This is a genomic window from Streptomyces sp. MMCC 100 (assembly GCF_041538145.2).
GTDB lineage: Bacteria > Actinomycetota > Actinomycetes > Streptomycetales > Streptomycetaceae > Streptomyces.
Window position 1 is genome coordinate 2,999,716 of sequence record NZ_JBGORK020000001.1, and the last position, 26,547, is coordinate 3,026,262.

Sequence of the window (26,547 nt, forward strand, 5' to 3'; positions counted from 1 at the left end):
GTGCATGGCCTCAGTCGCGGCGGACCGTGGTGATGTCCCGCGCCTACTTCATGGCGCGTACGTCATCGGGCCGTCTCGGCGAACGCGGGCGCTGGTGGCGCCGGGGGGCGCGAGCGGGTCGATCACCCGGGTGCATCGTGTCCATCGGGACACGACCCGGTCGTGGGGATGGTCGATCTCGTCCGGGTTCTCGGCGGGGACGTGGCCGAGAAGCTGATTGGCGAGGCAGTAACTGTCGTCGAAGACGGTACCGACGTACCGCTGGGGCCCATCGGGGAAGACAGCGACGACACGGTCCTCGGCCGGCCGGGTGCGGGCCAGCCAGCGAGCCACCAGGGCGACGGCTCCGACGCTCCACCCTCCGGTGGCGTAGTGGTGGTGGGCCAGCTGCCGCGCCGCCCAGACGGCCTCGGGGGCGGCGACCCAGTGAATCTCGTCGAAGAGGTCGTAAGCGACGTTACGAGGATGGATGCTGCTGCCCAGACCCCGCATGAGGCGAGGCGCGGCGGGCTGACCGAAGATCGTCGAACCGGTGCTGTCCACGCCGACGACCCGCAGCCCCGGAAGAATTCCACGAAGGACCGAAGCGACGCCGGCGGAGTGGCCGCCGGTGCCCACCGCCACCACAAGTGTGTCGATCCGCCCCAGCTGAGCGACGAGCTCGTGAGCCAGAGGGGCGTACGCGGCGACGTTGTCCGGGTTGTCGTACTGGTCGGGACACCAGGCGCCGGGGCACGCAGCGAGGAGTTCCGCCACGCGTCCAAGGCGGGCCTGCTGCCAGCCCCCGGTCGGATGTGGCGTGGTGACGACATCGACGTCGGCACCGTACGCGGTGAGCAGGCCGGCCACCAGCGGTTCCATGCCGGGGTCGGTGACGACGGTGACCGGGTGCCCGTGTACGGAGCCCGCGAGGGCCAGGCCGAGCCCGAGCGTGCCGGAGGTGGACTCCACGATGCGGGCGCCGGGCTGCAGATCGCCGCGTTCCCGGGCGGCGAGGACCATGTGGAGGGCGCTGCGGTCCTTGATGCCACCGGGGTTGTGACTCTCCAGCTTGGCCCAGAAGCCCCGTCCGGCGGCGGCGAAGGGTTCGCCGATCCACAGTACGGGGGTGTCCCCGACGAGTCCGGCGGGCGAATGGGCGGGGCGTTTCGCGTGGGCGAGGAGCTGGGCGGGGGACGCGAGGGCGGTGAGTGGGGCTGGGTAGTTCATGGCGTGCCTCTTCCACGGCCGACGGCCTCAACGGACCTCGGTCGTCGTGAGGTTGTGGGGGAGGGGGAGACCAGTGATGGCCGCCACGAAGGTGGGCGAGGCACCGCTCGCCGACGCTCGGGTGGCTTGAGTGTCGGTCAGGTCCGCCACACGCCGAGCCGGGATCGTGACTGCCCTCCGTGAGCTGCGCCGGAAGGCTCGAAGGTCGACGCCTCGCTTTGCCTGACAGCAGGGGGCGCGTCAGCTGGCCGGGCCGACACGGTGTGCGCATCCGAGTCGGGCGCGGGGGCGGTCGTACGCGCTGGTTGCACCGTCGGTTCGTCTTCGTCCAAGCAGCACCCGTGACCATGCCCGGCCGGTTCCTCAGCCGTGAGATGTGCTTCCTGCGGCACGGTGTACGCGTGACTGTGCTCCCCCTGCGCGCGGTCGGCGGCGTACGCGTAGTGGTGCACGGCGGACACGGAGAGAACGTTGTGCGCATGGTCCGTCGCTGCCGGCTTCGGGCCGTGGACGCACGCCAGCACGTGGAGGAGCGCGGCCAGCAGCACGGAGAGGACCGCTCCGGTCGATGACCAGGAGCGGCCGCTGCGCCGCAGGGAACGGGCCTCCATGGGCACACACGGTAATCGCACAAACGCGGTCGGTCCTGCCGCGTCCTGGGTGGTGCGGGTCAGTCGGGTCGAATCGACCTGGTGGGATGCTGTGAAGTTCCGGCAAGGCGGCTCGTCCGGCGGAGTGAAGTCGTCGGCCGGCCGGGCGACGACTTCACTCCGCCGGACTGGGACCCGTGGGTTCAATCTGCTACGTCGGGTCGAGGCCGTGGTTGCGCAGCCACGCCAGCGGGTCGACGGGGGCACCTCCGACCGGGCGTACTTCTAGGTGCAGGTGCGGGCCGGAGGAGTTTCCGGAGCTGCCGGCGTAGGCGATGATCTGGCCGGCCTTGACGTGGCCAGAGCGGATCCTGGCGGAGGCGAGGTGGCAGTACCAGGTCTGCGTGCCGTCGGGGGCGGTCACGATGACCATGTTCCCGTAGAACTGATGCCACTTCGTCTGCACGGGTCCGTCCGTCACCGCCATCACCGGCGTGTTCATGGGAACCGGGAAGTCGAGCCCGGTGTGCCGGTTGGACCACATGAAACCGGCCGCCCCGAACAGTTCGCCCACCCCGCGCTGGGCGACCGGCAGTGCGAACTTCGGCCGGAGTGCCTCTTGACGGGCCGCCTCGGCCTTCTTCCTGGCCGCTTCCTCCCGCCTGAGTTTCTGTTCCTCCAGTCGCCGCTGCTCCAGATTGAGCCGTTCCTGGGCCCGACTGACACGGCCAGCGAAGCCTCGGGCGTCTTCCTGGAGTTGGGTGAGTTGTCTGTCCACGGCGGTATCCGGGCCTGACGGCGTGGACAGCGGGCTTGAGCCGGCCTCGGCCTGCGCCGTCTCTCCGGCCGGGGCGCCGAGGCCGACGGAGGCCGCGGCGAAGCCGGATATCCCGAGGAAAGCGACCGAGGGAGCGGTGACGCTGAAGAGTGCGGACCGTCGGGTCGAAACTCGCCGGTTGCGGAGATCGGCCCGGCACGGTGCCGACGTGACTGCATCCGCGCGCCGGGCGTCCCGAGAACGTCCCGGCTGGGAGTCGTACGCCGGGGCGCTGTCGATGCCGTGGGCGGGGAGCAACGTCTCGAACTCAGGAGGCGACGACTGGTGATCGGGGGAGTGGTCTGGCTCTTGAGGGGCGGGTGCGTCGAGGAACGAGCCGCTGCCCGGATACGGCACCGCCTCCCAGTCGGACGGCCTCGCACCGACCGGAGAGCTCCACATGTCGTAGGCGCCGTCCGGATAAACGGACGTTTCGCTCCACCACCCCTTTGAACCGTTGACGGCCTGCAGTTGCCCTGTGTCGTCCGCGCCGTGCCACGGCACCGAGTTGTGCTCCCAGGTACTGGAATCGGTGCTGCACAACGGGGCATCGCCGTGGGCTCGGCCTCGCCGGTCGGCTTGGACGTGCGATAGCTCCACGATGCCTTCGGGCCCGAAGCCCGGGTGTCTGTGTTCGGCGCCCAATCCGGGCGAGGTGCTTGGCGCATGGGTGGATGGGATCGCGTCCTGGTAGAAGTACTGCTCGTCGGTCACTGGTTCTTCTCTCGCCTCTGACAGTGGGACGTGGACGCGTCCAGCACCTATGTTCAGCCAATCTACTAAGGTGCTTAGTGCACGCGATGCGCGGTGCTACGACTTCGCGTCGAAGACTCCCGCCCGCCACGCTCCAAGGGCGACTCCAACGACCCCGCCAACCAAATACAGGACGGAGTGGCCGCCCGGGAGGGCGTTGAGGTTGCTGAACTCCTCGATCCAGTTGAGCGCGATCACGACCAGGCTCAGCCACAGCAGGGCCCAGCCGAAAATCCGGGACGGCGCCGAGCGGGTGTGCAGCCGACCGATCTTGGTCTGCGGTTGCTTGGTCCTCTTGGTGTTCATGCGGTCTTCTTCTGCTCGTGTGCGGCCGATGGATCGGGGGACAGTTCTTCGCGGCCGGGGTGTCGCTGTGCCGAGATCGCGAGATAGGCGACAGTCGCGGTGAACAGAAGGATCGACGTCCAGTCGTTCAGGCGCAGCCCGAGGAGGTGGTGGGCCTCGTCGATGCGCAGATACTCGATCCAGAAGCGGCCGACGGTGTAGGCGGCGACGTACATCGCGAAAGCCCTGCCGTGGCCCAGCTTGAAGCGACGGTCGGCCCAGATGACCAGCAGGGCGACGCCGATGTTCCACAGGGACTCGTACAGAAATGTGGGATGGTACGTTTCCGTGTGAGGGCTGCCCGCCGGCCGGTTCTCGGGGTCGATCTCCACGGCCCAGGGCAGGGTGGTCGCCCTGCCGTACAGCTCCTGGTTGAACCAGTTGCCCCAGCGGCCGATCGCCTGTGCCAGGGCGAGACCGGGGGCGGCAGCATCGGCGAAGGCGGGCAACGGTACCTCGTGTCGTCGGCAGCCGATCCAAGCGCCCAGCGCGCCGAATGCGACGGCGCCCCAGATACCGAGGCCGCCCTCCCAGATTTTGAAGGCGTCGACCCAGTTCCGGCCCTCACCGAAATACAACTGGTAGTCCGTGATCACGTGGTAGAGCCGACCGCCGACGACGCCGAACGGTACGGCCCACATCGCCACATCGGCGACGAGGTACCTGTCGCCGCCGCGCCGCTGCCAGCGTCGGGAGGTGAGCCAGACGGCCACGAAGATCCCGATGATGATGCAGAAGGCGTAGCCCCTCAGAGGGATGGGGCCCAGATTGACGACTCCGGTCGGCGGACTGGGCAGGTAGGCGAGCTGCATGTCTCGCAGTATAGACAGGTGCTGCTAAGTCGCTTAGTAAAGAATCGGTTGGGTTCCGGCGCGGTCGTGGACCGGGCACTGCAGGCAGTGGTCCGTAGCAACAGGCACCAAAGCTTCGTCAGTGTGTGCGAGCCCGGCGGCCGGCAGCGTTCTCTGCGGCGCGGTCGCAGACCCGATCCTGCACCGCCCCGGACGCGCCACCTCGTGGGTGTAGAACAGCCAGTACCTGCCGCAGGACTACAGGGGGAGCTCGAACCCGGTGATCAGCGATTGCACGCTCGCGATCAGCTCTCCCCACCAGCCGGTGATCTGCATCACGCCCACAATCACGAGCAGCGCCCCGCCGAAGCGCATCACGGCGCGGGCATGCCGTCGCGCGAACGCGAACCGCCGTACTGCCCCGCTGAAGGAGAACGCCGCGACCAGGAACGGGACACCCAGGCCAAGACTGTAAGTGAACGACAGCAGGGCCCCGCGCCCCGCGCTCGCGCTGTCGGCGGCTAGCGTCAGGACAGCGGCGAGCGTGGGGCCGATGCATGGGGTCCACCCGATCGCGAACAGTGCCCCCAGTGCAGGCGCGCCCAGCAGCCCGGCGCGCGGACGATAGGCCGGGCGCCAGCTGAGCCCGCTGAGTGGCAGCCGTTCGAGTACCCCGGCGAAGAGCAGCCCGAGAATGACGGTGAAGGCACCGAGTACAACGGTCAGCGTGCGCTGGTGCACCAGCAATGCGGCGCCGGCGCCGCCGAACAGCGCACCATAGCTAGTGAACACCACCGCGAACCCGGTGACGAACAACAGTCCTCCCACCGTCACCCGCCAGCGGGAACTCCCCCCATCTGTCGGCCCGGAGGCGGTCGCGCCTGTCATCCCGGCCACGTAGGACAGATAGCCGGGTACCAGCGGCAGGCAGCAGGGCGAGAAGAACGACAGCAGTCCGGCGGCGAGCGCAAGGAGAAGAGCGAGCAGCAACGGACCGGCCGTCACGGTCTCGCCGATGCCGGCGGCCAGAGTCATGAGCCCGCTCCCTTGTCCGGCTTCTCGGCGGCCAGTTCCCGGACCACCGTGTTAAGCGTGTCGTAGGTCGTCGGTCCGATGATCCGGGCCGCGATGTGTCCGGATCGGTCGATGAGTACGGTGCTGGGTACCGCTGATACGGGGACCAGGCCGTCGAAGCGCAGCACCAGTCGGCCGTCACGGTCGCGAAGGCTGGGATAGGTGATCTTGTAGCTGCGCTCGAAGGCCATGGCAGCCGAGTCGTTGTCCCGGGTGTTGAAGCCGACGAACCGCACGCCTAGTTTCCCGGTCGCGTCGGAGATCTTCTTGAGCGCGGGAGCCTCTGCCCGGCAGGGCGCGCACCATGAACCCCACACGTTGATCACAATGACGTGTCCGCGCCAGTCGGCCAGGTCGAGCGTCCCGCCGCCGACCAGCTCGCCGCTGATCGCGGGAGCGGCGGGCCGTTCGCCGGCCGGGTATTGGGTGAACCCGGACTTCTCGCGTTGCGAGGAGGCAGTTGATGCCCCCGACCCGTCACCGGAACCGCAGGACGCCAGGGTCAGGCTCGCGGCGGCGGCCAGGGCGGCAGCACGCCAGGTACGGAGACCCCGTGTGAAGCGGGGGTCCCACCGCGCCGACGGAACGGAACGCTGATCGGCACTCGGCGGCGCTGCTGCCATGGGCGGTGCTCCTTCGCTTCGTATGGGTTCAGGTTCCGTGAGGCGTGAGATGAAGCTGGTAACTGACTAAGCAGGTTAGACATGGAACCGGACGCCGCACTGACCGGGGGTGCCCTGCAGTGCAACGGGAGTGCTGTGCCACACTCGCCGCGTGACTGCTAAGAGAATTCGTAGCTCTGCGAGTGCTGTCACGCAGGAGGAGGGGCGCGGTGAGTCCAGCCTGGGGAGCGCGCCCGACGAGCTGAGGGCCGACGAGGCGCCGACCGCACAGGGCGCCTCCGTGGGCGGGCCGCGACTCGGACCGGTCGGCTGGCTGCGTTGGCTGTGGCGTTCGCTGACCTCGATGCGGACGGCGCTGGTCTTGCTGCTCCTGCTTGCCCTCGCGGCCGTTCCTGGTTCCCTGGTGCCTCAGCAGGATCGCCAGCCCGCGCAGGCAGCCGACTTCCGCCGGAACAACCCGGACCTGTCGAATGTACTGGACACGCTGGGCGTCTTCGACGTCTTCGCCACGCCCTGGTTCGCCGCCGTCTACCTGCTGCTGTTCGTCTCGCTGGCCGGTTGCCTCGTGCCGCGTTGCCGGCAGTACCTGCGTACTCTGCGCGCCCACCCGCCGGCCGCGCCCCGCGTCCTGTCCCGGTTGCCGGGACACGTGCACTGGATCGCTCCGGCAGCCACCGCGGACGAGGCGCTGCGCGCGGCCGCCGACGTCCTGCGCGGTCGCCGGTTCCGCGTCGCTGCCGGACCCGGCGGCGATGGCTGGGTGGCGGCCGAGAAGGGGTACCTACGCGAGGCCGGGAACCTGGTTTTCCACCTTGCGCTGTTCGGAATGCTGATCGCTTCGGCGATCGGCAGCCTGTTCAGCACCACCGGCCAGAAGCTGATCCTTCAGGGCGGGGGCTTCACGAACACAAGCACCCAGTACGACGACTTCACACCTGGCACGCTCGCCACCGGCGACGACCTCGAACCGTTCTCCTTCCGCTTCAAGAGCTTCCACGCCGCCTACCAGCCCACTGGCCCGCACCGCGGCACCGCCAGTGCCTTCGAGGCCCGCATCAGCTACACCGCAGCCGAGGGTGCCACCCCGCGTGACGCCCGGGTGCGGGTCAACGAACCGCTTGAAGTGAACGGCACCAAGGTCTTCCTCGTCAGCCACGGCTACGCTCCAGTCGTCACCGTCCGTGACGGCAAGGGCGACGTGGCATGGAAGGGACCGGTCGCCTTCCTGCCCCAGGACAACAACCTGCGCTCGGTGGGTGTGGTCAAGGCCCCGGACGCGGTGGACGCCCAGGGCAGACCCGACCAGCTCGGATTCACCGGTCTCTTCCTGCCCACCGTGCAACTCGATGCGAACGGCTGGGTGTCCACCTTCCCTGCCCCCGACGACCCGGTCCTCGTCCTGACGGCCTACCACGGCGACCTCGGCATGAACAGCGGGATCCCACAGAACGTCTACCAGCTCGACACCGAGCGGGCGACCCAGTTCCGAAACGCAGATGGCACCCCCTACGCCAAGGCCCTGCGCCCAGGCGACAAGATGACGCTTCCGGATGGAGCCGGCTCGCTCAGTTTCGACGGCATCCAGCAGTGGGCCGGCTTCCAGATCGCCCGTGACCCCAGCAACGGCACGGCGCTGTGGAGCTCGGTCGCCATGGGCGCCGGACTGTGCGCCTCCCTGTTCGTGCGCCGCCGCCGCGTGTGGGTACGTGTCCGACCTCGGACGGGCACCGATACCGGATCCGGCGTCGAGATCGAGGTCGCAGGGCTGGAGCCCGGCTCATCCGACCGCCTCGGCGAGGAGGTTGGCGAGATCGCCGCCGAACTTCGCGTTCGGACCCTCGAACTATGTCACGACACCTCCGACTATCGTCCTGAGGAGCGCCTGTGAACTCCAACTCTCTCGCGGACCAGACGCTGGCCCAGCTCTCCAACTGGCTCATGTACTCGGCGATTGCCGTGTACCTGCTGGCCTTCCTCGCCGCCTGCGCCGAGTGGGCCTTCGGCAGCACGAGCGGTATGGCCCGCGGTTCGGCGGTGGCCGCCACAGGGGCGGTCGCACGTGACGATGAGTCGTCCGCTCCGGTAGGCAGTACCTCCTCCGGCAGTACCTCCGTTCTGGTCCCTACCAGCACGGAGGTCCGACTCAAGGCGCCGCCGGACAGCCAAGGTGCGGCCGGAGACAGCCCGCGCGCCGACGTGCTCGGCCGGATTTCCGTCTCACTCACCTTATTGGCTTTCGCGTTGCACGCCGGCTCGATCGTGACCCGCGGCCTGTCCGTGGCACGCCCGCCATGGGGAAACATGTACGAGTTTTCCACTGCCTTCGCCTTCGCAGCCGTCGGCGCCTACTTGGCCGTCCTGGCGCTACGCAAGAATGTCCGCTGGCTGGCCGTGCCCGTCCTGCTGTCCGTCCTGCTGACCCTGGGCCTGGCTGTGACGATTCTGTACGTCGACAGTGCCCAACTCGTGCCCGCGCTGCACTCCTACTGGCTGTGGATCCACGTCTCCGCCGCCATCGTCTCCGGTGGCGTCTTCCACATCGGGGCGGTCGTCACTTTGCTGTTCCTCGGACGCGACCGATGGGAGGCGGCGGTCGCGCAGGGCCGGGCCGGCGGACGTCTGGCGATGGTGTGGGGCCGTCTGCCCTCAGCGGGGTCGCTGGACAAGCTCTCCTACCGGCTCAACGTCCTGGTATTCCCGTTGTGGACCTTCGCCGTCATAGCGGGTGCCGTGTGGGCCGAGGCAGCGTGGGGCCGCTACTGGGGCTGGGACCCCAAGGAGACCTGGGCATTCATCACGTGGGTCGCCTACGCGGCGTACCTGCACGCCCGTGCCACGGCCGGCTGGAAGGGACGCCGTGCCGCCTGCCTCGGCCTGATCGCCTTCAGCATGTTCGTCTTCAATTACTACGGCGTGAATATCTTCATCACGGGATTGCACTCCTACGGTGGGCTGCCGACCAAGTAGCCGCCCCTTAAGATCGGCCATACCCCTCCGGGGTACAGTGGCTCCGGCTGACAGACCAAGCAGATACGGAAGGCGATGACGGCAGTGGCGAACCGACGGGGCAACCCTCGTGTCAGCGCCGTGCGCGGTGCCTGGGGCGCCGTCCTGGCGTTGCTCGCCGCCGTAGCTCTCCTCATCCACCACGACACCACCGTCATGCGTCCGGCCGCCATGAACTCCATGAGCTCGATGTCTGGCATGGGTCACGGATCTGCGGCGATGATCGTGCAATCCGCCATGCCCGGGCACGGGGCAGCGCCGCAGGCAGCCGCACCGGCCACGGGCATGGGGGGTGCCCCCGCATGCGCGGGCCCGGCCATGTGGCACTGCTCAGCCGGGGATGTCAGCGCCGCGAAGTTCGCCCCACCGCCTGCCGTTTCGACAGTTGACGGGGCCGACATCGCCTATGGGGTACACACAGGGGTTCCCACGGGTGTGTCCCATCGTGCGCCGCCCGACCTCTCCGTCCTTTCCCGATTGCTGATCTAGGCCGCTTCTCCACGGGCCACCACCGCGTTCTCCACCTGAACGCGCGGGGTGCCGCCCGCAGGCCCACCTGATCGACGCACATCGAGAAGAGGACTTCCATCATGAACAGCATCAACCGCCGCTCGGTCCTGCTGGCCGGGCTCGGCGTGGCCGGTTCCGGCGCTCTCGCCGCGTGCAGCAACGGTTCCGGCGGTTCCCCCGCCCTGGTCAGCCCTTCGGGCTCGGCTGTGGCAGCGGCAGAGAAGAAGCGCCCCAGTACCGGCCGGGTGCACAACGTCAACCTGACGGCCGCCGCCACCACGGTGGATCTCGGGGGCGGCATCAGGGCCAAGACCTGGGCTTTCAGCGGTCAGACGCCCGGCAAGGAGCTTCGCCTCTCCGTAGGCGACACGCTCGCCGCCGAACTGTCCAACCAGCTGCCGGACAAGACCGCCACATCCATCCACTGGCACGGGCTCGCGTTGCGCAGTGACATGGACGGTGTGCCTCCGGTCACGCAGACGGCCGTGCGGGCCGGCTCCAACTTCACCTACCGGTTCATCACCGACCACCCCGGCACGTACTTCTTTCACCCCCACGTCGGCGTCCAGCTCGACCGCGGCCTGTACGCGCCGCTGATCGTCGAAGACCCCAAGGAGCCGCTCTCGTACGACGACGAGTGGGTCCTCGTCCTCGACGACTGGCTGGACGGCGTGACCGGCACACCCGACGAGGCGTTTGCCGAGCTCAAGCAGGGGATGGGTGGGATGCACGTGGAAGGGGGCTCCGGCGAGTCGTCGTCCAGCTCCTCCTCGGCCGGTCACGACATGGGCGACATGGACGGGATGGACATGAGTGGCGGGAGCATGGACGGGGCGAGCCCTTCCCCCTCCGACTCCTCCGGCGGCATGTCGATGAAGTTCATGTTCATGGGAGCTGAGAGTGAGCTGCTCGGCGGCGACGCGGGCGACGTCAAGTACCCGTACCACCTGATCAACGGGCGCGTGCCGACGGACCCCGACGTCTACACCGGCAAGCCCGGCAAGCGTGTGCGCCTCCGCATCATCAACGCGGGCGGCGACACGGCGTACCGGGTCGCGCTCGGTGGCCACAGGATGACCATCACCCACACCGACGGCTTCCCGGTCCAGCACCAGGAAGTCGACGCTCTGCTGCTCGGTATGGGCGAGCGCTACGACGTCCTGGTGACCCTCGCCGACGGCACGTTTCCCCTCGTCGCGCTCGCCGAGGGCAAGGACGCGAGCGGTATGGCGGTGATCCGCACGGGCTCCGGCGCAACTCCGAAGCCCACAGTCCGGCCGAAGGAGCTGAACGGCATGATCATGACCGCCGCGCAGCTGAAGGCGGCGGACGACGTCCGCCTCGACGCGAAGAAGGCCGACCGCGTTCACCGCGTTGAACTGAGCGGTGGCATGGACAAGTACGACTGGGGCATCAACGGCAAGCGTTTCGACATGAAGAATCCTGCCTCGAGTCCTCTACGTGTCAGGCAGGGAGAGCGGGTCCGCCTCGACCTCGTCAACAGCACCGACATGTGGCACCCCCTCCACCTGCACGGCCACACCTACCAGCTCGGTACCGGCGGCCCGCGCAAGGACACCACGATCGTGCTGCCGAAGAAGACCGTGTCCGTCTTTTTCGACGCCGACAATCCCGGGCAGTGGATGCTCCACTGCCACAACGCCTACCACGGGGAGGCCGGGATGATGGCGTTGGTGGCCTACGAGGCGTGACCGCAGGTCTGTTCCGGGGCGTGCGGTGACACGACCGTTCCGGAACAGCCCGCAGGGGCGGGTGCACGCTCACGCCATCACTGCTGAGGTCTTGCTGCGCGCGGCGGGCGATCCGCTTCGGTGATTGGAGCGCCCGAATACGTTCAGGTAGGAAGGTGGACCGGAACGTCGGGTCCGAGGCGTTCGGCGATCATCTGCCGGAAGTTCGAGCACAGGGTGAAGTCCTCGTGGTCGCACTCCAGAGCGCATTCGATGAGCTCGAGTGAAGCCTGGGCAGCGGCGATGCGCGAGCGCAGGGCCTCGGCCTCCCGGCGAAGGATGACCCGCCGCGCGGCAGGTTCGATGGCAGTGGCCAGCGAGCGGATGGTGTCCAAGGAGAGTCCCGCTTCTTTGGCGCGGATGATGACCGCCACTCGAGTGAGATCGGCGGGGCCGTAGCGTCGGCGGCGTGCGGCGTCGCGTACGGGGGAGATCAGTCCCATGGTCTCCCAATGGCGCAGGACATGAGTGGCCAGGCCGAACCGCTCTGCGAGGTCGCCGATGCTCAGAGTCGAGTCTTCGCCGCTTGACTTCATGCCGACATTAAGGCGCAGCCTGACGGTCATGTTCAAGGAACAAGGAAACGAACACGGGGCGGACCAGCTCATCGCACTGCTTGACGTCGCCGAGCAGTTGCCGGGTGCGACGGGACTGCGTAGTCGCTCCTACGAGTTGATGGGCGCAGCGCCTGGAAGGACGGCCGTGGATGTCGGCTGCGGTTCGGGGCGGTCCGTGGCCGAGCTGACGGAGATCGGTGTGAAGTCCGTCGGCGTGGACCCGGTCGAGCGGATGATCGAGGTGGCCCGGCAACGGTGGCCCAGGGAGGATTTCCGGATCGCGGACGCGTACGAGCTACCGTTCGCCGACGCCACGGTGGACGGCTATCGCGCGGACAAGGTGTTCCACGAGCTGGGCGAGCCCGACAGGGCGTTGGATGAGGCGCGCAGGATCCTCGCCCCGGGCGGCCGGATCGTGCTGGTCGGGCAGGACTGGGACACGTACGTGATCGACTCCGACGACCTGGCGCTCACCCGCACCATCGTGAGGGCCCGGGCCGACCTGGTGCAGGGCCCCCAGACGGCGCGACGTTACCGAAACCTGTTGCTGGCGGCAGGCTTCACCGGGGTAGCCGTTGAGGTCCACACCGGTGTATTCACCGGACCGGCGATGCTGCCCGTAGTGATCGGACTGGCCGAGGGCGCCTGCTCGGCCGGCGCTGTGATCCGGGAACAGGTTGACGTGTGGATCAACGAGCAGCGTACCCGTGCCGAGACTGACCGGTTCTTCCTGGCACTGCCACTGTTCGTAGCTGCTGGCACTGCTCCCCGATGAGTGAGCAGGTACTCGAGAAGCGTCCCGCTCTTCAGCCCTCAGAAGAGTGGGGACGTCGAGTAGGTCCGGAATCTCCTGCCGCCCTACTAAGCTGTTTGGCACTATTCGTAGGTAGAAAGGCAGGCGCATGCGTACATGGACGCCACGTCACTGGGCGGTGGCGGTGGTTGTGGCCCTCCTCGCGGGCGTCGCGGTCGGTGTGCCGACCGGGGTCGTGCCCACGGACCTCTACACCCGGATGACTCCGGTGCTGTGGTGGAACTATCCGGTCTGGGCTGCCTCGTCGTTGCTCATGGGGCTGCTGGCGGCTACCTATGTGGGGCAGCACCTCGCAGTGCGCTCCCAGGGTCCCAGAGGACGCCGGGCGATGTTCGCCGGCGTGCTGGCCGCATTCGCCGTCGGCTGCCCCATCTGCAACAAGCTGGTAGTGATGGCCATCGGTGTCAGCGGCGCTCTCTCCTACTGGGCGCCTGCGCAGCCGGTTCTGGCCATCGCGTCGTTGGCGTTGCTCGCCCATGCCTTCACTCGACGTCTGCGTCTGGCGGCAGCTTGCCCGGTGGGCGTCGCCGCGTCGTCGACCGGTGACCCGGTAGGGCACGCGGGCTCCGCCGAATACGATGGACGTTCACTGGTACCGGAGGGTTCGCCCTCCGGGAGAGAAGGGAGCGGTCGTGCGTCAGCTGGGTGAGCTGGAGGCGGAGATCATGTACCGCCTGTGGGCCTGGGGGCGTCCGGCGACCGCCCGCGACGTGCTGACGGACATCAACAAGAAGCGGCCCCTCGCCTACAGCACGGTCAAAACGGTCGCCGACATTCTCCACGGCAAAGGCATGCTCAAGCGGCACAAGGAGGGGCGGGCCTGGGTGTACACGCCCACCTGCACCCGCCAGCAGTACACGGCTTCCCTGATGCAGGATGCTCTAGGCAACAATCCGGATCCGGCTGGAACCCTGGTCAGCTTTCTCGAGCAGCTGACGCCGGAGGAGGAGGGCGCGCTACGCTCGGCTCTCCGAGCTGCGAAGAGGCGGAGCGAGGCATGATCACACCCTTGGCGCTGGTGGGATACGCGGCCCTGGTGGGTGCTTTGGCGCCGTTGCTGCTCGCCCGAGCGCGGTGGTCTCATCGCGCACCCGGCCTGGCGGTCCTTGCTTGGCAGGGCCTCATGGTGACTTTCGTCGTCGCCGCCGCGCTCGCGGTCTACCACCTGGTCCTCACTGAACAGCATGTACACGACGGCCTCGTCGGGTTCCTCAGCGCTTGCGGTCTCTCTGGCGACGCACCGCCTGGAGGGTCCACGCCTACTGTGATGGACGGCCTGCTGCTCGCAGCTCCTGCCGCGATCCTCTTGCTCCCCATCGGCTGGTTTGTGCGCTGTGCGTGGCAGGCGCGCCGAGCGCGGCAACGCCACCTCGATGTTCTGGCCCTCGTCGGAGAGCCTGCGCCCGAATACGAAGCCACCATTCTCGACCACGCAGTGCCGGCCATCTACTGTCTGCCCGGCCGCTGCCGTCGGGTCGTCGTCACTCGAGGTGCCCTGGAGGTCTTGTCCGAGGAGCAACTGCGAGCCGTCCTGGAGCATGAGCGGGCGCACATCGAAGGCAGGCACCATCTGCTGCACGCGCTCGCGGACGCGTTCTCCCGCGCCTTCCCCGGCCTGCCGCTCGCTCGGCACGGCAAGGAGCAGACCGGGCTACTGACCGAAATGATCGCGGACGACCGTGCTCTGCGTTTTCACTCCCGCGACGTGCTGGCCACCGCGATGTGCGAGGTGGCGGCAGGCCGCACACCGCGGGCTGCTTTCGGTGCAGGCGGAGCGGGGGCCCTCGTCAGGCTGCGCCGGATCCTCGCGCCACAGCCACGGCCGCATCGTGTGACATGGCTGGGCCTGGCGGCGGCTACGGTCGCTGCCCCGCTGCTGCCCCTGCTGGTGGCGTGCGGACCCTGAGACAGCAAGGCCCGCACCTGTCGCTCTACGGCAGGACTCACTGGCCAGGAACCCCAGGCCGATTTCTCTGGCCTGACAGGGTCAGGGTCGCGAGGCCGCGAAGAAGGGCATCGAGTCGAGGGGCGTGATCTCGACGTTCTTCCCGGTACGCGGAGCGTGAATTGCCTTGCCGTTGCCTATGTACAGGCCATTGTGCTGGTTGTTGTTGTACCAGTAGATGATGTCGCCCGGCTGCAGGTCCGATTTCGCCACCTTGCGTCCCGCCGAGTACTGCTGGATGACGGTGCGCGGCAGCGAGACGCCGGCTGCGCGCCACGCGGAGCCGGTCAGCCCGGAGCAGTCGTATGAATTTGGTCCGGTCGAGCCCCACTCGTAGGGCTTGCCGAGTTGGGCGTAGGCGAAGGCGATGGCGGCACGGGCGCGCCCACTGGCGGGACCGTTGTATGTGGCCGGGCTGTCGCTGTTCCCGGCGGCCTTGTCCGCCTTGGCCTCCTTGGCCTTGAGCTCGGCGCGCTGTTCGGCCGTGAGGCTGTTGAGAAGCTTCCGGGCTTCGCGCAGCTTGCCCTGGATCTCCTCCTTCTTGCCGCCGAGCTGCTTGCGGGCCTTCTCCGCCTCGCTCAGCTTCTTGACCGCCTCGGTACGGGTCTGGGCCAACTTGCGCTGTTTGGCTTCCAGGCTGCTCAGCATGGAGACCTGACGCGAACTCAGGCGATCGACCCTGGTTGCCTTGTCGAGGTAGTCGTCCGGGGCGGAGGAAAGGAACAGTTGGACACTCGGGTCCAAGCCGCCCTCGCGGTACTGTGCGGCGGCCAGCGGGCCCATCTGATCCCGCAGTTCGTTGATTTCCTGCTGCTGTCTGGCGACTTGCTCCTGGGCGCGCTCGGCTTCCTCCTGAAGCTTGTCCCTCTTGACGAGGATGGCGTTGTACTCCTCCGTCGGAGCCTCCGCCTCCTCGTAGAGTTCCTCGACCTGCTGTCGCACTTCGTCTATGGACGGTTCGGGCGCGGCCTGACTCTGAGTCGGCAGGAGAGAGACCGTCCCCGCCGCGGCGGCCAGGACTGCGAGCCGGGAACGGCCCGGCGGCTTCGGACGGCGGTGGGTTCCCATCCTGTGACAACTCCCTTGTTTCACCCGTGGAGGACGGCGAGGCCATCTACTGGGGGGTGCCGTTGATGTCGATCAGTCTGCGCTAGCAACTTAGTAGCTTAGTAGTTCCCGTCGCAATCCTGATCTGAGGAGTGTGTTGGTTTGTGAGCGATTGCCGCCTATGTCTGGTGATGGATCCGTCGCCAGGTGGGTGCAATCAGTTAGGTGTCGCAGTGGTGGAGGCGTTCGTGTCAGGGTGAAGGCCGGGCGGTGTCCTGTTGCGTGGCCCCAACGGGACCGGCGCGCGCTCAGAAGCGGTTCTATCGTCCCGCGTCGCGCAGCGCCTTGCGCAAGGCGCTGACCTCCTCGGGGCTCATCTGCTCCACGAAGTGAGCGAGGGCGACCGGGTGGTCCTCGCTGGCGCCGAGTGCCTCCTCCATGAGCCCCGCCGAGTATTCTTCGCGGCTGCGGACCGGTGTGTACACCCAGGCGCGGCCTTCTTTGCCGCGCAGCAGCCAGCCCTTGTTGTAGAGGATGGTGGCCACCGTATTCACGGTGGTGTACGCGAGCGGGCGCTGTTCGTTGATGTCGTCGACGATCTCTCGCACCGTCGCCGGACGCTTCCAGCGCCACAGGCGGTCCATGATCTCCGCTTCGAGTTCCCCCAGCCGCCGCATGGTCACTCTCTCCTCTTCGCCGTGCTACGCGAGCCCATAGTAGAACGCTTCTTCGGGTTGATCAGAGTTCGGTCGTGACTGCCTGCTGTCAGCACTCGCCAGAGCAAATAAGTCATTTGCGTGGCGCGTTGTCGCGCTGCATCAGGCGTCTTGACGGATCAGGGGCCGAGAGCCGCTACCATCACGGCATGATTACGGCTTGGTCGCCTCCGCGCATGCTGTGGGCCCGTGCTGCTGCGGGCCGGCTACTGCGTGTGCTCGGTTTGGCCGTGCTGCTCTTCGGTGTCGTGTTCACGCACGGACTGCATGCCGAGGGTGTCCCCGGCCACTCGGTGACCAGCTCAGCGGTACCCTCGACCGTGCTGTTCGTGGAGCCTCACGATGCCTCGGGGACGCAGGCCTCATCGGGCCTTGTCGCAACGGGCGACGGCCGTGACGATCATGGTTCGTCGTATCCGGGTGAACACTGCGTGGCCGGCCAACCGCTTCCGGGTCCGGTGGTTGCGGCGCCATGCTTTGCAGCCTCCACCAGTGAAGCGGCGACCGCCGAGCGAACCCCTACGAACCAGCGCCTGGGCCCGCCAGAGCCCGATTCCGCGGCATCAGGGGCCCTGAGATCCTCTGTGGTCCAACAGGTCTAGATCTCGAGGTCCTGTCACGTCCGGCCGTTCCGGCTCACCCGTTCAGACGGGCGAGTGGTACGTCGGGCTGTGCGTGACGAGAGTAGGATCCCGCTCCGCCGATACGGATCTTGCGCCAAATCGTCGACGCCCTCCTAAGCCCCCACTCACGCCTGCCGCTTCTCTGCGCCATAGCCGCTGCCGTGGTCAAGTCGGTTGGCACACGGAGGATTTGTGCTGACAAACCATGATGCGAGGCTATCCATCAGGTGGGTCCTGAGCGACCCGCGGTGGCGCCGCCGACTCGCTTCGTTGCTGTTCGGAAGCCTGCTGGCGGTGATCAGCGTCTGCGCCCTCACGCATGGGCTGGCAGGACACGCGATCCGGCCGACGACTGTCGTGTCCGTAGCAGCCGCGCCAGACGTGAAAGGTGTGGTCCACCACGGACCGCATGCACCTCATCAAGACGAGGATTGCTGTGCGGATGGAGCGGCCCGTATAGCGACCCAGTTCGTCGACTACTCACCTGCCGGAGTAGGGGCGACGGCGCTCGTCGTCCTCCCCGCCCTCGTGAATCGATGGCCTGTGCGTCGACGACCGTACAGGCGTCGCAGAGCACGCACGGGTCGAATCGAGCTAGCTCGCACCTCACGGTGGCGCATCTAAACCTCTCGAACGCAGCCGCTTCGTCGTGGCTGCCGTGCGACGGCTCTACGAACGGGGCTGACCACCCCTCTCGTGGCCGTGGCGCGAGATGAACACGCACGACGCATTCATCGATCGAGAGCGAAAGAGATGAATCCACTGATGAACACCGCCGTCACACCGGACCGTTCCGCCTTGTCTGGCTTGGTGGGCAACACTCCGCTGCTGCGGGTGTCCGAGCCGCTGACACCGGCCGACCGTGGCTTCTGGGCCAAACTGGAGGGGTTCAACCCCGGGGGGATCAAAGACAGGCCCGGGCTGCACATGGTGGAGCGGGCCCGTGCCCGCGGCGACCTGCGCCCCGGCGCGCGCATCGTCGAGTCCACCAGCGGCACCCTGGGCCTGGGCCTCGCCCTGGCCGGAATGGTCTACGGCCACCCGGTCACCCTCGTTACCGACCCGGGTCTGGAGATGTCCATGTCCCGGCTGCTGACGGCGTACGGGGCCCAAGTCAACGTGGTCTCCGAACCACACCCCACCGGGGGGTGGCAACAGGCCCGCCGCGACCGCGTCCAGCAGCTCATGGCACAGCACCAGGAGTCCTGGTGTCCGGACCAGTACAACAACCCGGACAACACCACCGCCTACACACCGCTCGCCCTCGAACTCGCCACGGAACTCGGCCACATCGACGTCCTGGTGTGCAGCGTGGGCACCGGCGGTCACTCCGCCGGCACCTCCCGAGTCCTCAAGCAGCTGTATCCGGAGCTGAGGGTGGTCGGAGTCGACACCGTCGGATCCACGATCTTCGGTCAGCCGGCCCGTCCGCGGCTGATGCGGGGCCTGGGGTCGAGCATCTACCCACGCAACGTGGCCTACGAGAACTTCTCCGAGGTGCATTGGGTGGCTCCGGGGGAGGCGGTGTGGACATGCCGAGAGCTGGCCGGTTCGCACTACGCCACCGGCGGCTGGAGCGTGGGGGCGGTCGCCCTGGTTGCAGGGTGGCTGGCCCGGACGATGCCGTCCGACACGCGCATCGCGGCAATCTTCCCGGACGGCCCGCAGCGCTACCTCGGGACGGTGTTCGACGACGACTACTGCGCCGCCCACGGCCTGCTCGACTCGCCGCCCGCGCCTGAGCCGGAGACGATCGGACGCGGGGACGAGAAGGAGATCACCCGCTGGACCCGGTGCACCACCGTGGTCGATCCACTCACGCTCTCCGAGCCGTCGGAGGAGGACCGGTGAAAGGCACCCTCGCACAAGTACGCACGTACGAGCGCAGTGTCCAGCTGTTGATGGTGAACCAGTTCACTATCAATCTCGGCTTCTACATGCTCATGCCCTATCTGGCCGCCCATCTGTCCGGAACACTCGGCCTGGCCGGTTGGGTCGTCGGACTCGTCCTCGGGGTACGGAACTTCAGCCAGCAGGGCATGTTTCTCGTTGGCGGCACGCTTGCCGACCGGCTCGGCTACAAGCCGCTGATCGTCGCCGGCTGCGTGCTGCGTACGATCGGCTTCGCCACGCTCGGCCTGGTCGACTCGCTGGGCGCGCTGATCGCAGCCTCCGCGGCGACCGGGCTCGCAGGGGCACTGTTCAACCCCGCGGTCCGGGCCTATCTCGCCGCAGACGCGGGGGACCGCAGGGTCGAGGCGTTCGCGTTGTTCAACGTCTTCTATCAGGCCGGCATCCTGCTCGGCCCCCTGGTGGGGATGGTGTTGACCGGAGTGGACTTCCGCATCACGTGCCTGGTGTCGGCTGGGGTATTCGCGCTGCTGAGCATCGTGCAGATCCGCGCTCTGCCGGCACGGCGGGCCAAGGATACCAAGGAGAAGGAAGAGGGCCGGGCCCGAGAGAGCGTCCTCGCCCAGTGGCGTGGCATTCTTGCCAACCGTCCCTTCCTCCTCTTCTCCGGTGCCATGGTCGGCTCGTACGTCCTCTCGTTCCAGATCTACCTGTCCCTGCCGCTGGAAGTGCGCCGACTCGGTGGAGACGGAGAGTTCGGCACGGTCGCTGTGGCGCTGCTCTTCGCCGCGTCCGGACTGAGCACCATCGTCGGCCAGACGCGGGTGACCGCTTGGTGCAAGGCCCGCTACGAGCCCGGCCAGGCACTGGTCCGGGGCCTGACGGTCATGGGCTTGGCGTTCGCGCCGCTGCTGCTGGCCACAGCCGTGCCTGTCCCGGCATCCGGTGTCGCGCTGTGGCTGCTTGCGGCGGTGCCACCCATGCTTGCCGCGCTGCTCCTGGCCATCGGCACGATGATTGCCTACCCCTTCGAAATGGACACCATCGTCCGGCTCTCGGGTGACCGGCTCGTGGCCACGCACTACGGGCTGTACAACACCATCTGCGGCGTCGGCATCACCGTCGGAAACCTGCTCACGGGAGCGTCCTTGGACGCGGCTCGTGCCGCGGGAGTGCCTGCGCTGCCATGGATCGCGCTACTCGTCCTCGGTCTCGCCTGTGCGGCGGCTTTGTACGCACTGCACCGCACAGGTCGGCTTTCGGAGCCCGTACGGTCGCACGACCCGGAGCCCGCGGCGGCCTGATCCCGACTACGTAGGCGCGCGGGGCGGGCGGACCCAACCGCCCGCCCGCGTGGTCACCCGAGGCTGGTTCGCTTCCACGCCTGCCGTGTGGCGGTCTCGCGTGACTGGGCTCAATGCACCACAGTCCGATCCACCACCTGCTGTACCCAGGGCGGGTGCTGAACGGAACCCGCCCTGCCGGGCTGTGCTACTCACCAGGGAGCAATCCATGTCCACCCCAGCTGCTCCAGAGCCGGAGCCGACATTCCTGCGCCTCCGCGCTTTTCGGGCCGTGCGCTATGACGAGGGAGTCGTCGGCGACCTGTCCCGCCTCGTGGCTCCGCCTCAAGACGATCACGGTCTGGCGCAGGCGCGATCGCAGAGCTGTGACCCTCACCATGTGACCCGCCTTCTCTACACACAAGATCCGCCGGCAACCGCTCGGCGGCTGAGGGGCTGGCTGCACCGCGGAGTGCTTCGACGTGACGATCGGCCCGCCGTCTACGTCTACCAGCAGCAGCGGGGCGCGCGAATCCTGCAGCGCGGCCTGATCGGTGAGCTCGTGGTGCCACGACACAACAGCGCGGGGGAAGATCGCCTCCTGCTGCCCCACGAAGACGTGTCTCCACAGGTCGTCCAGCAGCGAGCCGCCCACATGTCCGGTGTCCGGGCTCAGTTGCAACCCTTGCTGCTGACCTACAGTGCTACGGAGCCAACGGCCGGCCAAGTCATGGGGCACGTCGTGCGTCGTCCACCGGCAGCGGTCGCCTGTGTCGCGGGGATCACTCACACACTGTGGGCCTGTGACGACGACCAGGAGATTGACTTGCTGACCAGGGGAGTGTCCCGGGGGCAGGCGCTCATCGCGGACGGTCACCACCGTCGCGCCGCTTGCCTGCACCTTGGCCGACGACCTGGCAGTCCATGGAAGAAGTCTCTTGCCCTGCTGGTCGACGCTGACGCGCACCCTCTGCGGCTCTCCGCGAATCCACCTGGTGCTGCCCGGACTGGACGCGGAGAAGGCGGCCTCCCTGGCGGCTGATGTCGCCCGTGTCCTGCCCCTGCCAGACGGGCTGCGGAATCCAGGGCCGAATGAACTGGTCCTGGTTGGCGCGGGACAGACATGGTCGGTCACCGACCCTGAGCCCAGGGCATTGCATGAAGCCCTCGCATCCTGTCCCCGGGAGTGGGCCGCGCTCCCCGCAGCCGTCAGTGATCACCTACTGCTGGACACCGTATGGGCCGTGCCGGATCTGCCCGGCGCCGTGAGGTACGTCCACGACGACCGGCAAGCAGTCGCGGACGTGGCCACACCTTGAAGGGGCACGGCTCTGCTGCTCCCCGCGATGACGGAGGCGGGGGTGCGTCAACTGGCTGGTGCCGGAGTTTTGATGCCCCGAAAGTCCACCTCGTTCGGTCCCAAGCGCGTGGTCGGCCTGGCGTTTCGCGTTCTCGGGTCACCGTGACACGAACGGTCACGTAGAAGCGTCCAGCGATGATGCCCACAATCTGTCGTTCTACAGCACCGCAGCCTTATTCTACGAAGCGATTTAGTAGACTGGCTGACAGTCGCCTGGTTGGCTCCTGCGGTGCCGCAATTGCCCCCGCGCAAGGCGCGGGAACCGGGATCGCGCGGCCAACGTCTACTAAGTTAGTTAACTGAACGCGATGGAGGATCACCGTGCAAGACAGCCGAAGCGGGCGCCTCGTGCCCCAGCAGCAGCGGACCGGGCGCAGGCGGCTCGCTGCCGCGGCCCTCGCCACGGCCGCACTCGTGACCCTGACCGCCTGCTCCCAGACCGCTTCTGGGTCGACGAGCGACGACAAGGCGCAGAACTCATCCCCCTCGAAAACTGGCTCGGGGGCTGGAAAGGCCGGGTCGGCCGTCATCACGGTCTCACCCATGGTGAGGGGCGAGAAGGTCATAGCCGACGAGCCGCTCGTCGTGACGGCCAGCAACGGCAAGTTGACCTCGGTCACAGTGACGGGGCCCGGCGGCAAGCCGCTGGACGGGGAGGTATCCGCCGACGGACGCACCTGGACCTCGACCCACGACACGGAGTACAGCACTGCCTACACGCTCGAAACGCAACTCACCGCATCCGACGGCGGCAAAGTCTCCCGCAGCAGCAGTTTCACGACTGTGAGCAAGGACGAGATCTTCGTGGGCACTTACAACGTCAACCCCGACTCCACGGTCGGCGTGGCCCTGCCTGTGTCGGTGGTGTTCAACAAACCCATCCAAGACAGGGCGGAGGTCGAACGCCGACTCAAGGTCACCTCGTCGCCGGCTGTCGAGGGCGCGTGGAGCTGGATGAAGGACCGCGACGGCAAGGACCGTGTGGACTTCCGGCCCAGGGAGTACTGGCAGCCCGGCACGAAGGTGAAATTCACGATGGACCTGGTCGGAGTGAAGAACGGCGATCTGGTCGGCACCCAGCGGCGCGAGATCGACTTCACCATCGGAAAGGCCGTTGTGAGCACGGTCGACGTCGTCAAGAAGACGATGACCGTCAAGGAGAACGGCAAGGTGCTCAGGACACTGAAGGTGTCCGCCGGAAAGAAGACCTTCGAGACCTGGAACGGCACCATGGTCGTACTGAGCAAGGTCCCCACCATCCGGATGGACTCGGCCACCGTCGGCATATTCGGCCCCGAGGCGTACGACCTCGGCTCGGTCAAGTGGGACGTTCAGCTCACCCCGTCGGGTACGTACGCGCACGCCGCTCCCTGGAACGAAGGGAAGTTCGGCCTTGTGAACGGCAGCCACGGTTGCATCGGCATGAGTACGGCCGACGCCAAGTGGTTCTACGACCAGGTCGACTACGGCGACCCGGTCACCGTGATCAAGTCCAAGGACACCGTCGCCGCCAACAACGGCTACGGCGGCTGGAACGTCGACTGGGGCACGTGGCAGAAAGGCAGCGCCCTGAAGTGACCATGTGACCCACGCCGGCCGAAGTGGAGCCGTGCCCGCCGGACGAGTGCCGGTGGGCACGGCTTCAGCATTCTTCGGAGCCCTGGCTCGTTGCGGTTCCGCGCAGAGACTCGTTCAGGCAGGCGTCCGTCCGGCTGTCGGGATGCGCGTGGTTGTAGGCGACCGGAGTGGAGACCGCGAGGACGGCCACGCGGTTGTCCGACTGGGCCAGCGTCACCCGGAGGGAGCCGTCCCTTCCGGAGGTCAGCACGTATTCGTGCAGGCCGGCCGGCGTCGCACCGGACGATGCGTCTTGGCCGGACGACCGTGCCTCCGTCGCTCTGGTCTCGTGCCAGCCGCATCCGCGGAGACGGGAGCCGAGCGTCGCTGCGGCCTGGGCTGCGTCGGAGGGGACCGCGAACGCCGCGATCCGGTGCTGGGCGGTCGCCGGCCCTTGACCGTCGTAGGTCTGTGTGACCGTGCTCGTGGTGCTGAGATCCTCGAACCACTGGACATGGCATCCGCCCTTCCCTGTTCTCGGCAGGGCAGGGGTCGTTCCCCGGCCAGTGCCGGTGCTCCGCCAGCGATAGGTGCCGTTCCAGGGCAGGGCGGAAGGGGACAGAAGCGCCTTCTCGGTGAGTTTCCCGTCAGGTTGCGCGGGAGGCAGGAGCGCGGCAGCGGACACCAGGTCGCGGGCTTGCCGGTCCGTTGCCGGTCCCTCCGTGCTGTCCTGGACGTACGGGAGCATGCCCCAGGCGGCCGCTATGGCCAGTGCCGCGCCGCCCACGAACGTCGCGGCCCCGGCCCGCCGCCGGGTTCGGCACCTGCGGGCACGCATGCGCACGACGCTCGGGCGAGCGCTCAGCCTGACCAACTGCTCGGCGTCCTCCGCGAGACCCCGCAGTCGCAGGCTGATGTGCGCATCGGCGGTCGTGGCCGGTGGGTTCTCCTTGCGACCGGGAGTCTCAGTCATGCGTAGGCACCTCCTCCGGCCGTCCCCTTCGGGCGTGTCCGGGAGCGTATCGGGTCGTCCGTTGCGGCCGACGTTCGGTGTCGGCCTCCTCGAGGTGTGTGCCGAGTGCCCTACGGGCGCGCACGAGGCGGGTGCGCACGGCGTCCCGAGTCGAACCGGTCTCCCGCGCGACCTCCTCCACCGGCAGGTCCAGTAGGTGATGCAACACGATCACGCGGCGCTGTTCCGGCTTGAGCTTGCGAAGGGCCGCGACGAGGGCCACATGATCCGGGGCCAGCCCCGGTAGGTCAGTCGGCGGACCGTGGCGGAAATGAGCCCGGACACGGTTGCGGGACTTGCGCCAGGTGCTGACCGCCAGCCGCATCGCCACGGTACGCACCCAGGGCACCGGGTCACCGGCCGCTGCGATCCGGTCCCAGCGCAGCCAGGCACGCGCGAATGCCTCCTGGACGGCGTCCTCGGCCTCGGCCAGGTCGCCTGTCACGGCATAGACGATCGCCACAAGCCGCCGGGCGTGGTCGGTGTAGCACTGGTCGAAGTCATTCGACTTCCCCGTTCCGTTCACGGGCGGGGCCCTCCGGTTGCGCGATGGCGGCCGCGGGGACCGAAGCGGCGCACCAGCGGTGTCGTCAGCGCTTGCACCTCGGCGATGCGCAGCGGCCAGGCGAGAGTGACCAGGGAGACGGCAATGGCCGTACCGCCGAGCAGGAGACCGGGCAGGTCACCGGCCGGTCCGTTGCCGAGGCGGGCCGTGCTCCAGCCGGACAGCAGGTAAGCAGCCACCGCTCCCGGCAGGCAGGCGACGGCCAGCTTCAGATGCGTGAGCCCGACATACGCGGCGTCGATGCCGCGTTCGGCTCCTGCTCGCCGCAATCTCCGGCTCAGAACCTGTGAGGTGCACACCAGCCCCGCGGTGCAGGCCACCGCGTACGCACCGGCTATGCCGGCCACTGCCCATCGGGCCGGGAGAAGCACATACGCTGCCGTCGACAACCCGGCGTTGGTGCCGGCGACGACCAGGGTCAGGAAGAACACGGTCCGGGTGTCACCGAGCGCGTAGAAGCCGCGGGAGAGGACGTACTGTGCAGAGAAGGCCAGCAGGCCGGGCGCGAAGGCCATGAGGACCCACGCGATCGCTTGGGTGTCTTCCTCGGTGGCCTGCGCGTATTGGTAGGCCACCCCCGTCAGCTGCGGGGCCAGCACGAGGAACGCGATTGTGGCGGGGACGATCGCGACGGCCGTGGTGCGCAGCCCCCGCGACAGGTCTTCGCCCACGCGGCCGTGTTCCCCATCCACGACGGCCCGGCTCATGCGCGGCAGCAGAGCGGTGACGAGGGAAACCGTGACGATGCCTTGTGGCACGACCCACAGTTGGTAAGCGCTGCTGTAGGCGGTGTAGCCGACGCCGGCCGTGAGGCCCTCGGCGTTCGCGCGCACCCCTGCGGACGTGGAGAGCCGGGTCACCGCCCAGTACGCCACCTGATTCGCCAGGACCAGCATCAGGGTCCATCCGGCGGCGCGCAGCGGCCGGGTCAGCCCCGAGTGCCACCAGTCGAACCGGGGTCGCCAGCGAAAACCGGCCGCGCGGAGTGACGGCAGCAGTGCCAGCGCCTGAACGGCGATACCTGCAGTGCTGCCCACCCCGAGGAGCAGCATCTGCGAGTCGGTGACCTGATCCGCCGAGTCCGCCTCCGCGGCGATGACGAGGTACAGGCCGAAGACGGCGATGACCACGGTGTTGTTCAGGACGGGCGTCCACATCATCGCGCCGAAGCGGTCCCGGGAGTTGAGTACCTGACCGAGCAGGGTGAACACGCCGTAGAATAGGATCTGCGGCAGGCAGAACCGCGCCAGGGCGATGGTCAGGTCCCGCTGCGCGCCGGTGTAGTCGGCGTACGCATCAACGACCCTAGGAGCGGCGATCACGGCCGCCGCCGTGATCGCCGTCAGGACCAGCAGACAGACGGTCAGCAGCCGGTCGGTGTAGGCGGTACCCCCGTCCTGGTGCTCCTTTGTGGCGCGGACGAGTTCGGGGACGAACACGGAGTTGAGAGCGCCGCCGATCAGCAGGATGTAGATGATGTTCGGCACCGTGTTGGCGACGTTGTACGCGTCGCCGAGCAGCGCGGTGCCCAGAGCGGCAACCACAATCGCGCTCCGGACGAAGCCGGTGAGCCGTGACGCCAGGGAGCCGAGCGCCATGGTCACCCCGCCGCTCATCGCCGGCGGCCGCCGAGTCCGGGCGGCCGCAGGCGTCTTGGCGGGAGGCTCGTTGTTCGTCTCGACGGTCATGGCCGCTGTGTCGCCCTTTCGTTCGTCTCTCGGTGGCCGGCCATGCCGGAATTGGTCTGT

At 67.9% G+C, this 26,547-nt stretch carries 23 protein-coding genes; 11 read left to right on the forward strand and 12 right to left on the reverse strand.

From position 1 onward, the window contains the following. Positions 1-48: 48 nt before the first annotated feature. From ABS735_RS13785 to ABS735_RS13810, 6 genes are all read right to left on the reverse strand, one after another. Positions 49-1,209: a PLP-dependent cysteine synthase family protein gene (locus ABS735_RS13785; protein WP_016325476.1), complete on the reverse strand. Its 1,161-nt coding sequence runs from the start codon at positions 1,207-1,209 to the stop codon at positions 49-51. 801 nt (positions 1,210-2,010) lie between these two features. Then, positions 2,011-3,330: a M23 family metallopeptidase gene (locus tag ABS735_RS13790; protein ID WP_373906587.1), complete on the reverse strand. Its 1,320-nt coding sequence runs from the start codon at positions 3,328-3,330 to the stop codon at positions 2,011-2,013. Between the two features lie 96 nt (positions 3,331-3,426). Then, positions 3,427-3,675: a hypothetical protein gene (locus ABS735_RS13795; protein WP_016325473.1), complete on the reverse strand. Its 249-nt coding sequence runs from the start codon at positions 3,673-3,675 to the stop codon at positions 3,427-3,429. After that, positions 3,672-4,526 (reverse strand): prolipoprotein diacylglyceryl transferase, encoded by an 855-nt coding sequence (gene lgt / locus ABS735_RS13800; protein ID WP_016325472.1) that lies wholly within the window; start codon positions 4,524-4,526, stop codon positions 3,672-3,674. Before lgt ends, ABS735_RS13795 begins: the two co-directional genes overlap by 4 nt. Before the next feature lie 237 nt (positions 4,527-4,763). Beyond that, entirely contained in the window at positions 4,764-5,540 is a 777-nt protein-coding gene (locus ABS735_RS13805) for a cytochrome c biogenesis CcdA family protein (RefSeq protein WP_016325471.1), read from the reverse strand. Next, on the reverse strand, positions 5,537-6,202 hold the full coding sequence (locus ABS735_RS13810) for a TlpA family protein disulfide reductase (RefSeq protein ID WP_373906588.1): 666 nt from the start codon (positions 6,200-6,202) through the stop codon (positions 5,537-5,539). Before ABS735_RS13810 ends, ABS735_RS13805 begins: the two co-directional genes overlap by 4 nt. A 151-nt stretch (positions 6,203-6,353) precedes the next feature. Here ABS735_RS13810 and resB point away from each other — a divergent pair, with 151 nt between their 5' ends. The 3 genes from resB to ABS735_RS13825 all read left to right on the forward strand — a co-directional run bounded on the left by resB (position 6,354) and on the right by ABS735_RS13825 (position 11,430). Next, positions 6,354-8,090 (forward strand): cytochrome c biogenesis protein ResB, encoded by a 1,737-nt coding sequence (resB, locus tag ABS735_RS13815; RefSeq protein WP_234308188.1) that lies wholly within the window; start codon positions 6,354-6,356, stop codon positions 8,088-8,090. Beyond that, positions 8,087-9,169, forward strand: coding sequence for a c-type cytochrome biogenesis protein CcsB (gene ccsB / locus ABS735_RS13820; RefSeq protein WP_016325468.1), 1,083 nt, complete (start codon positions 8,087-8,089; stop codon positions 9,167-9,169). The genes resB and ccsB overlap by 4 nt, the downstream gene beginning before the upstream one ends. Positions 9,170-9,798: 629 nt before the next feature. Then, positions 9,799-11,430, forward strand: a complete 1,632-nt coding sequence (locus ABS735_RS13825; protein WP_016325466.1) for a multicopper oxidase family protein — start codon at positions 9,799-9,801, stop codon at positions 11,428-11,430. Between the two features lie 143 nt (positions 11,431-11,573). On the opposite strand, the gene ABS735_RS13830 is transcribed toward ABS735_RS13825, so the two are convergent. Beyond that, positions 11,574-12,005 carry a MerR family transcriptional regulator gene (locus tag ABS735_RS13830; RefSeq protein WP_016325465.1) on the reverse strand — a complete coding sequence of 144 codons (432 nt, stop codon included), beginning with the start codon at positions 12,003-12,005 and terminating at the stop codon, positions 11,574-11,576. A 28-nt stretch (positions 12,006-12,033) separates the two neighbouring features. Between ABS735_RS13830 and ABS735_RS13835 the strand changes: the two genes are divergently transcribed. The 4 genes from ABS735_RS13835 (at position 12,034) to ABS735_RS13850 (ending at position 14,746) form a co-directional block, all read left to right on the forward strand. Then, positions 12,034-12,801 carry a methyltransferase domain-containing protein gene (locus ABS735_RS13835; RefSeq protein WP_016325464.1) on the forward strand — a complete coding sequence of 256 codons (768 nt, stop codon included), beginning with the start codon at positions 12,034-12,036 and terminating at the stop codon, positions 12,799-12,801. Between the two features lie 127 nt (positions 12,802-12,928). Beyond that, complete coding sequence (locus ABS735_RS13840; protein WP_016325463.1) at positions 12,929-13,489, forward strand: lysis system spanin subunit; 561 nt, start codon at positions 12,929-12,931, stop codon at positions 13,487-13,489. Then, entirely contained in the window at positions 13,473-13,841 is a 369-nt protein-coding gene (locus ABS735_RS13845; RefSeq protein ID WP_016325462.1) for a BlaI/MecI/CopY family transcriptional regulator, read from the forward strand. Before ABS735_RS13840 ends, ABS735_RS13845 begins: the two co-directional genes overlap by 17 nt. After that, positions 13,838-14,746 (forward strand): M56 family metallopeptidase, encoded by a 909-nt coding sequence (locus ABS735_RS13850; protein WP_016325461.1) that lies wholly within the window; start codon positions 13,838-13,840, stop codon positions 14,744-14,746. The genes ABS735_RS13845 and ABS735_RS13850 overlap by 4 nt, the downstream gene beginning before the upstream one ends. Before the next feature lie 81 nt (positions 14,747-14,827). Here the strand turns inward: ABS735_RS13850 and ABS735_RS13855 are convergent, their stop codons facing one another. Both ABS735_RS13855 and ABS735_RS13860 read right to left on the reverse strand, forming a co-directional pair. After that, positions 14,828-15,853, reverse strand: a complete 1,026-nt coding sequence (locus ABS735_RS13855) for a C40 family peptidase (RefSeq protein ID WP_016325460.1) — start codon at positions 15,851-15,853, stop codon at positions 14,828-14,830. A 299-nt stretch (positions 15,854-16,152) separates the two neighbouring features. Next, on the reverse strand, positions 16,153-16,509 hold the full coding sequence (locus ABS735_RS13860) for a BlaI/MecI/CopY family transcriptional regulator (protein ID WP_016325459.1): 357 nt from the start codon (positions 16,507-16,509) through the stop codon (positions 16,153-16,155). Between the two features lie 1,415 nt (positions 16,510-17,924). Here ABS735_RS13860 and ABS735_RS13865 point away from each other — a divergent pair. From ABS735_RS13865 to ABS735_RS13880, 4 genes are all read left to right on the forward strand, one after another. Next, positions 17,925-19,022, forward strand: coding sequence for a PLP-dependent cysteine synthase family protein (locus tag ABS735_RS13865; protein WP_046247778.1), 1,098 nt, complete (start codon positions 17,925-17,927; stop codon positions 19,020-19,022). Next, positions 19,019-20,326, forward strand: coding sequence for an MDR family MFS transporter (locus ABS735_RS13870; protein ID WP_046247779.1), 1,308 nt, complete (start codon positions 19,019-19,021; stop codon positions 20,324-20,326). Before ABS735_RS13865 ends, ABS735_RS13870 begins: the two co-directional genes overlap by 4 nt. A 208-nt stretch (positions 20,327-20,534) precedes the next feature. Further along, positions 20,535-21,347, forward strand: coding sequence for a DUF1015 family protein (locus ABS735_RS13875; protein WP_234308189.1), 813 nt, complete (start codon positions 20,535-20,537; stop codon positions 21,345-21,347). An 861-nt stretch (positions 21,348-22,208) separates the two neighbouring features. Then, entirely contained in the window at positions 22,209-23,243 is a 1,035-nt protein-coding gene (locus ABS735_RS13880) for a L,D-transpeptidase (RefSeq protein ID WP_234308190.1), read from the forward strand. 64 nt (positions 23,244-23,307) lie between these two features. On the opposite strand, the gene ABS735_RS13885 is transcribed toward ABS735_RS13880, so the two are convergent. From ABS735_RS13885 to murJ, 3 genes are read right to left on the reverse strand one after another with little or no spacing between them, the layout of a single operon-like run. Further along, positions 23,308-24,195 (reverse strand): hypothetical protein, encoded by an 888-nt coding sequence (locus ABS735_RS13885; protein WP_016325454.1) that lies wholly within the window; start codon positions 24,193-24,195, stop codon positions 23,308-23,310. Then, positions 24,188-24,760, reverse strand: a complete 573-nt coding sequence (locus ABS735_RS13890) for a SigE family RNA polymerase sigma factor (RefSeq protein ID WP_016325453.1) — start codon at positions 24,758-24,760, stop codon at positions 24,188-24,190. The genes ABS735_RS13885 and ABS735_RS13890 overlap by 8 nt, the downstream gene beginning before the upstream one ends. Continuing rightward, on the reverse strand, positions 24,757-26,487 hold the full coding sequence (murJ, locus tag ABS735_RS13895) for a murein biosynthesis integral membrane protein MurJ (RefSeq protein WP_042799392.1): 1,731 nt from the start codon (positions 26,485-26,487) through the stop codon (positions 24,757-24,759). Before murJ ends, ABS735_RS13890 begins: the two co-directional genes overlap by 4 nt. Between the last annotated feature and the right edge of the window lie 60 nt (positions 26,488-26,547).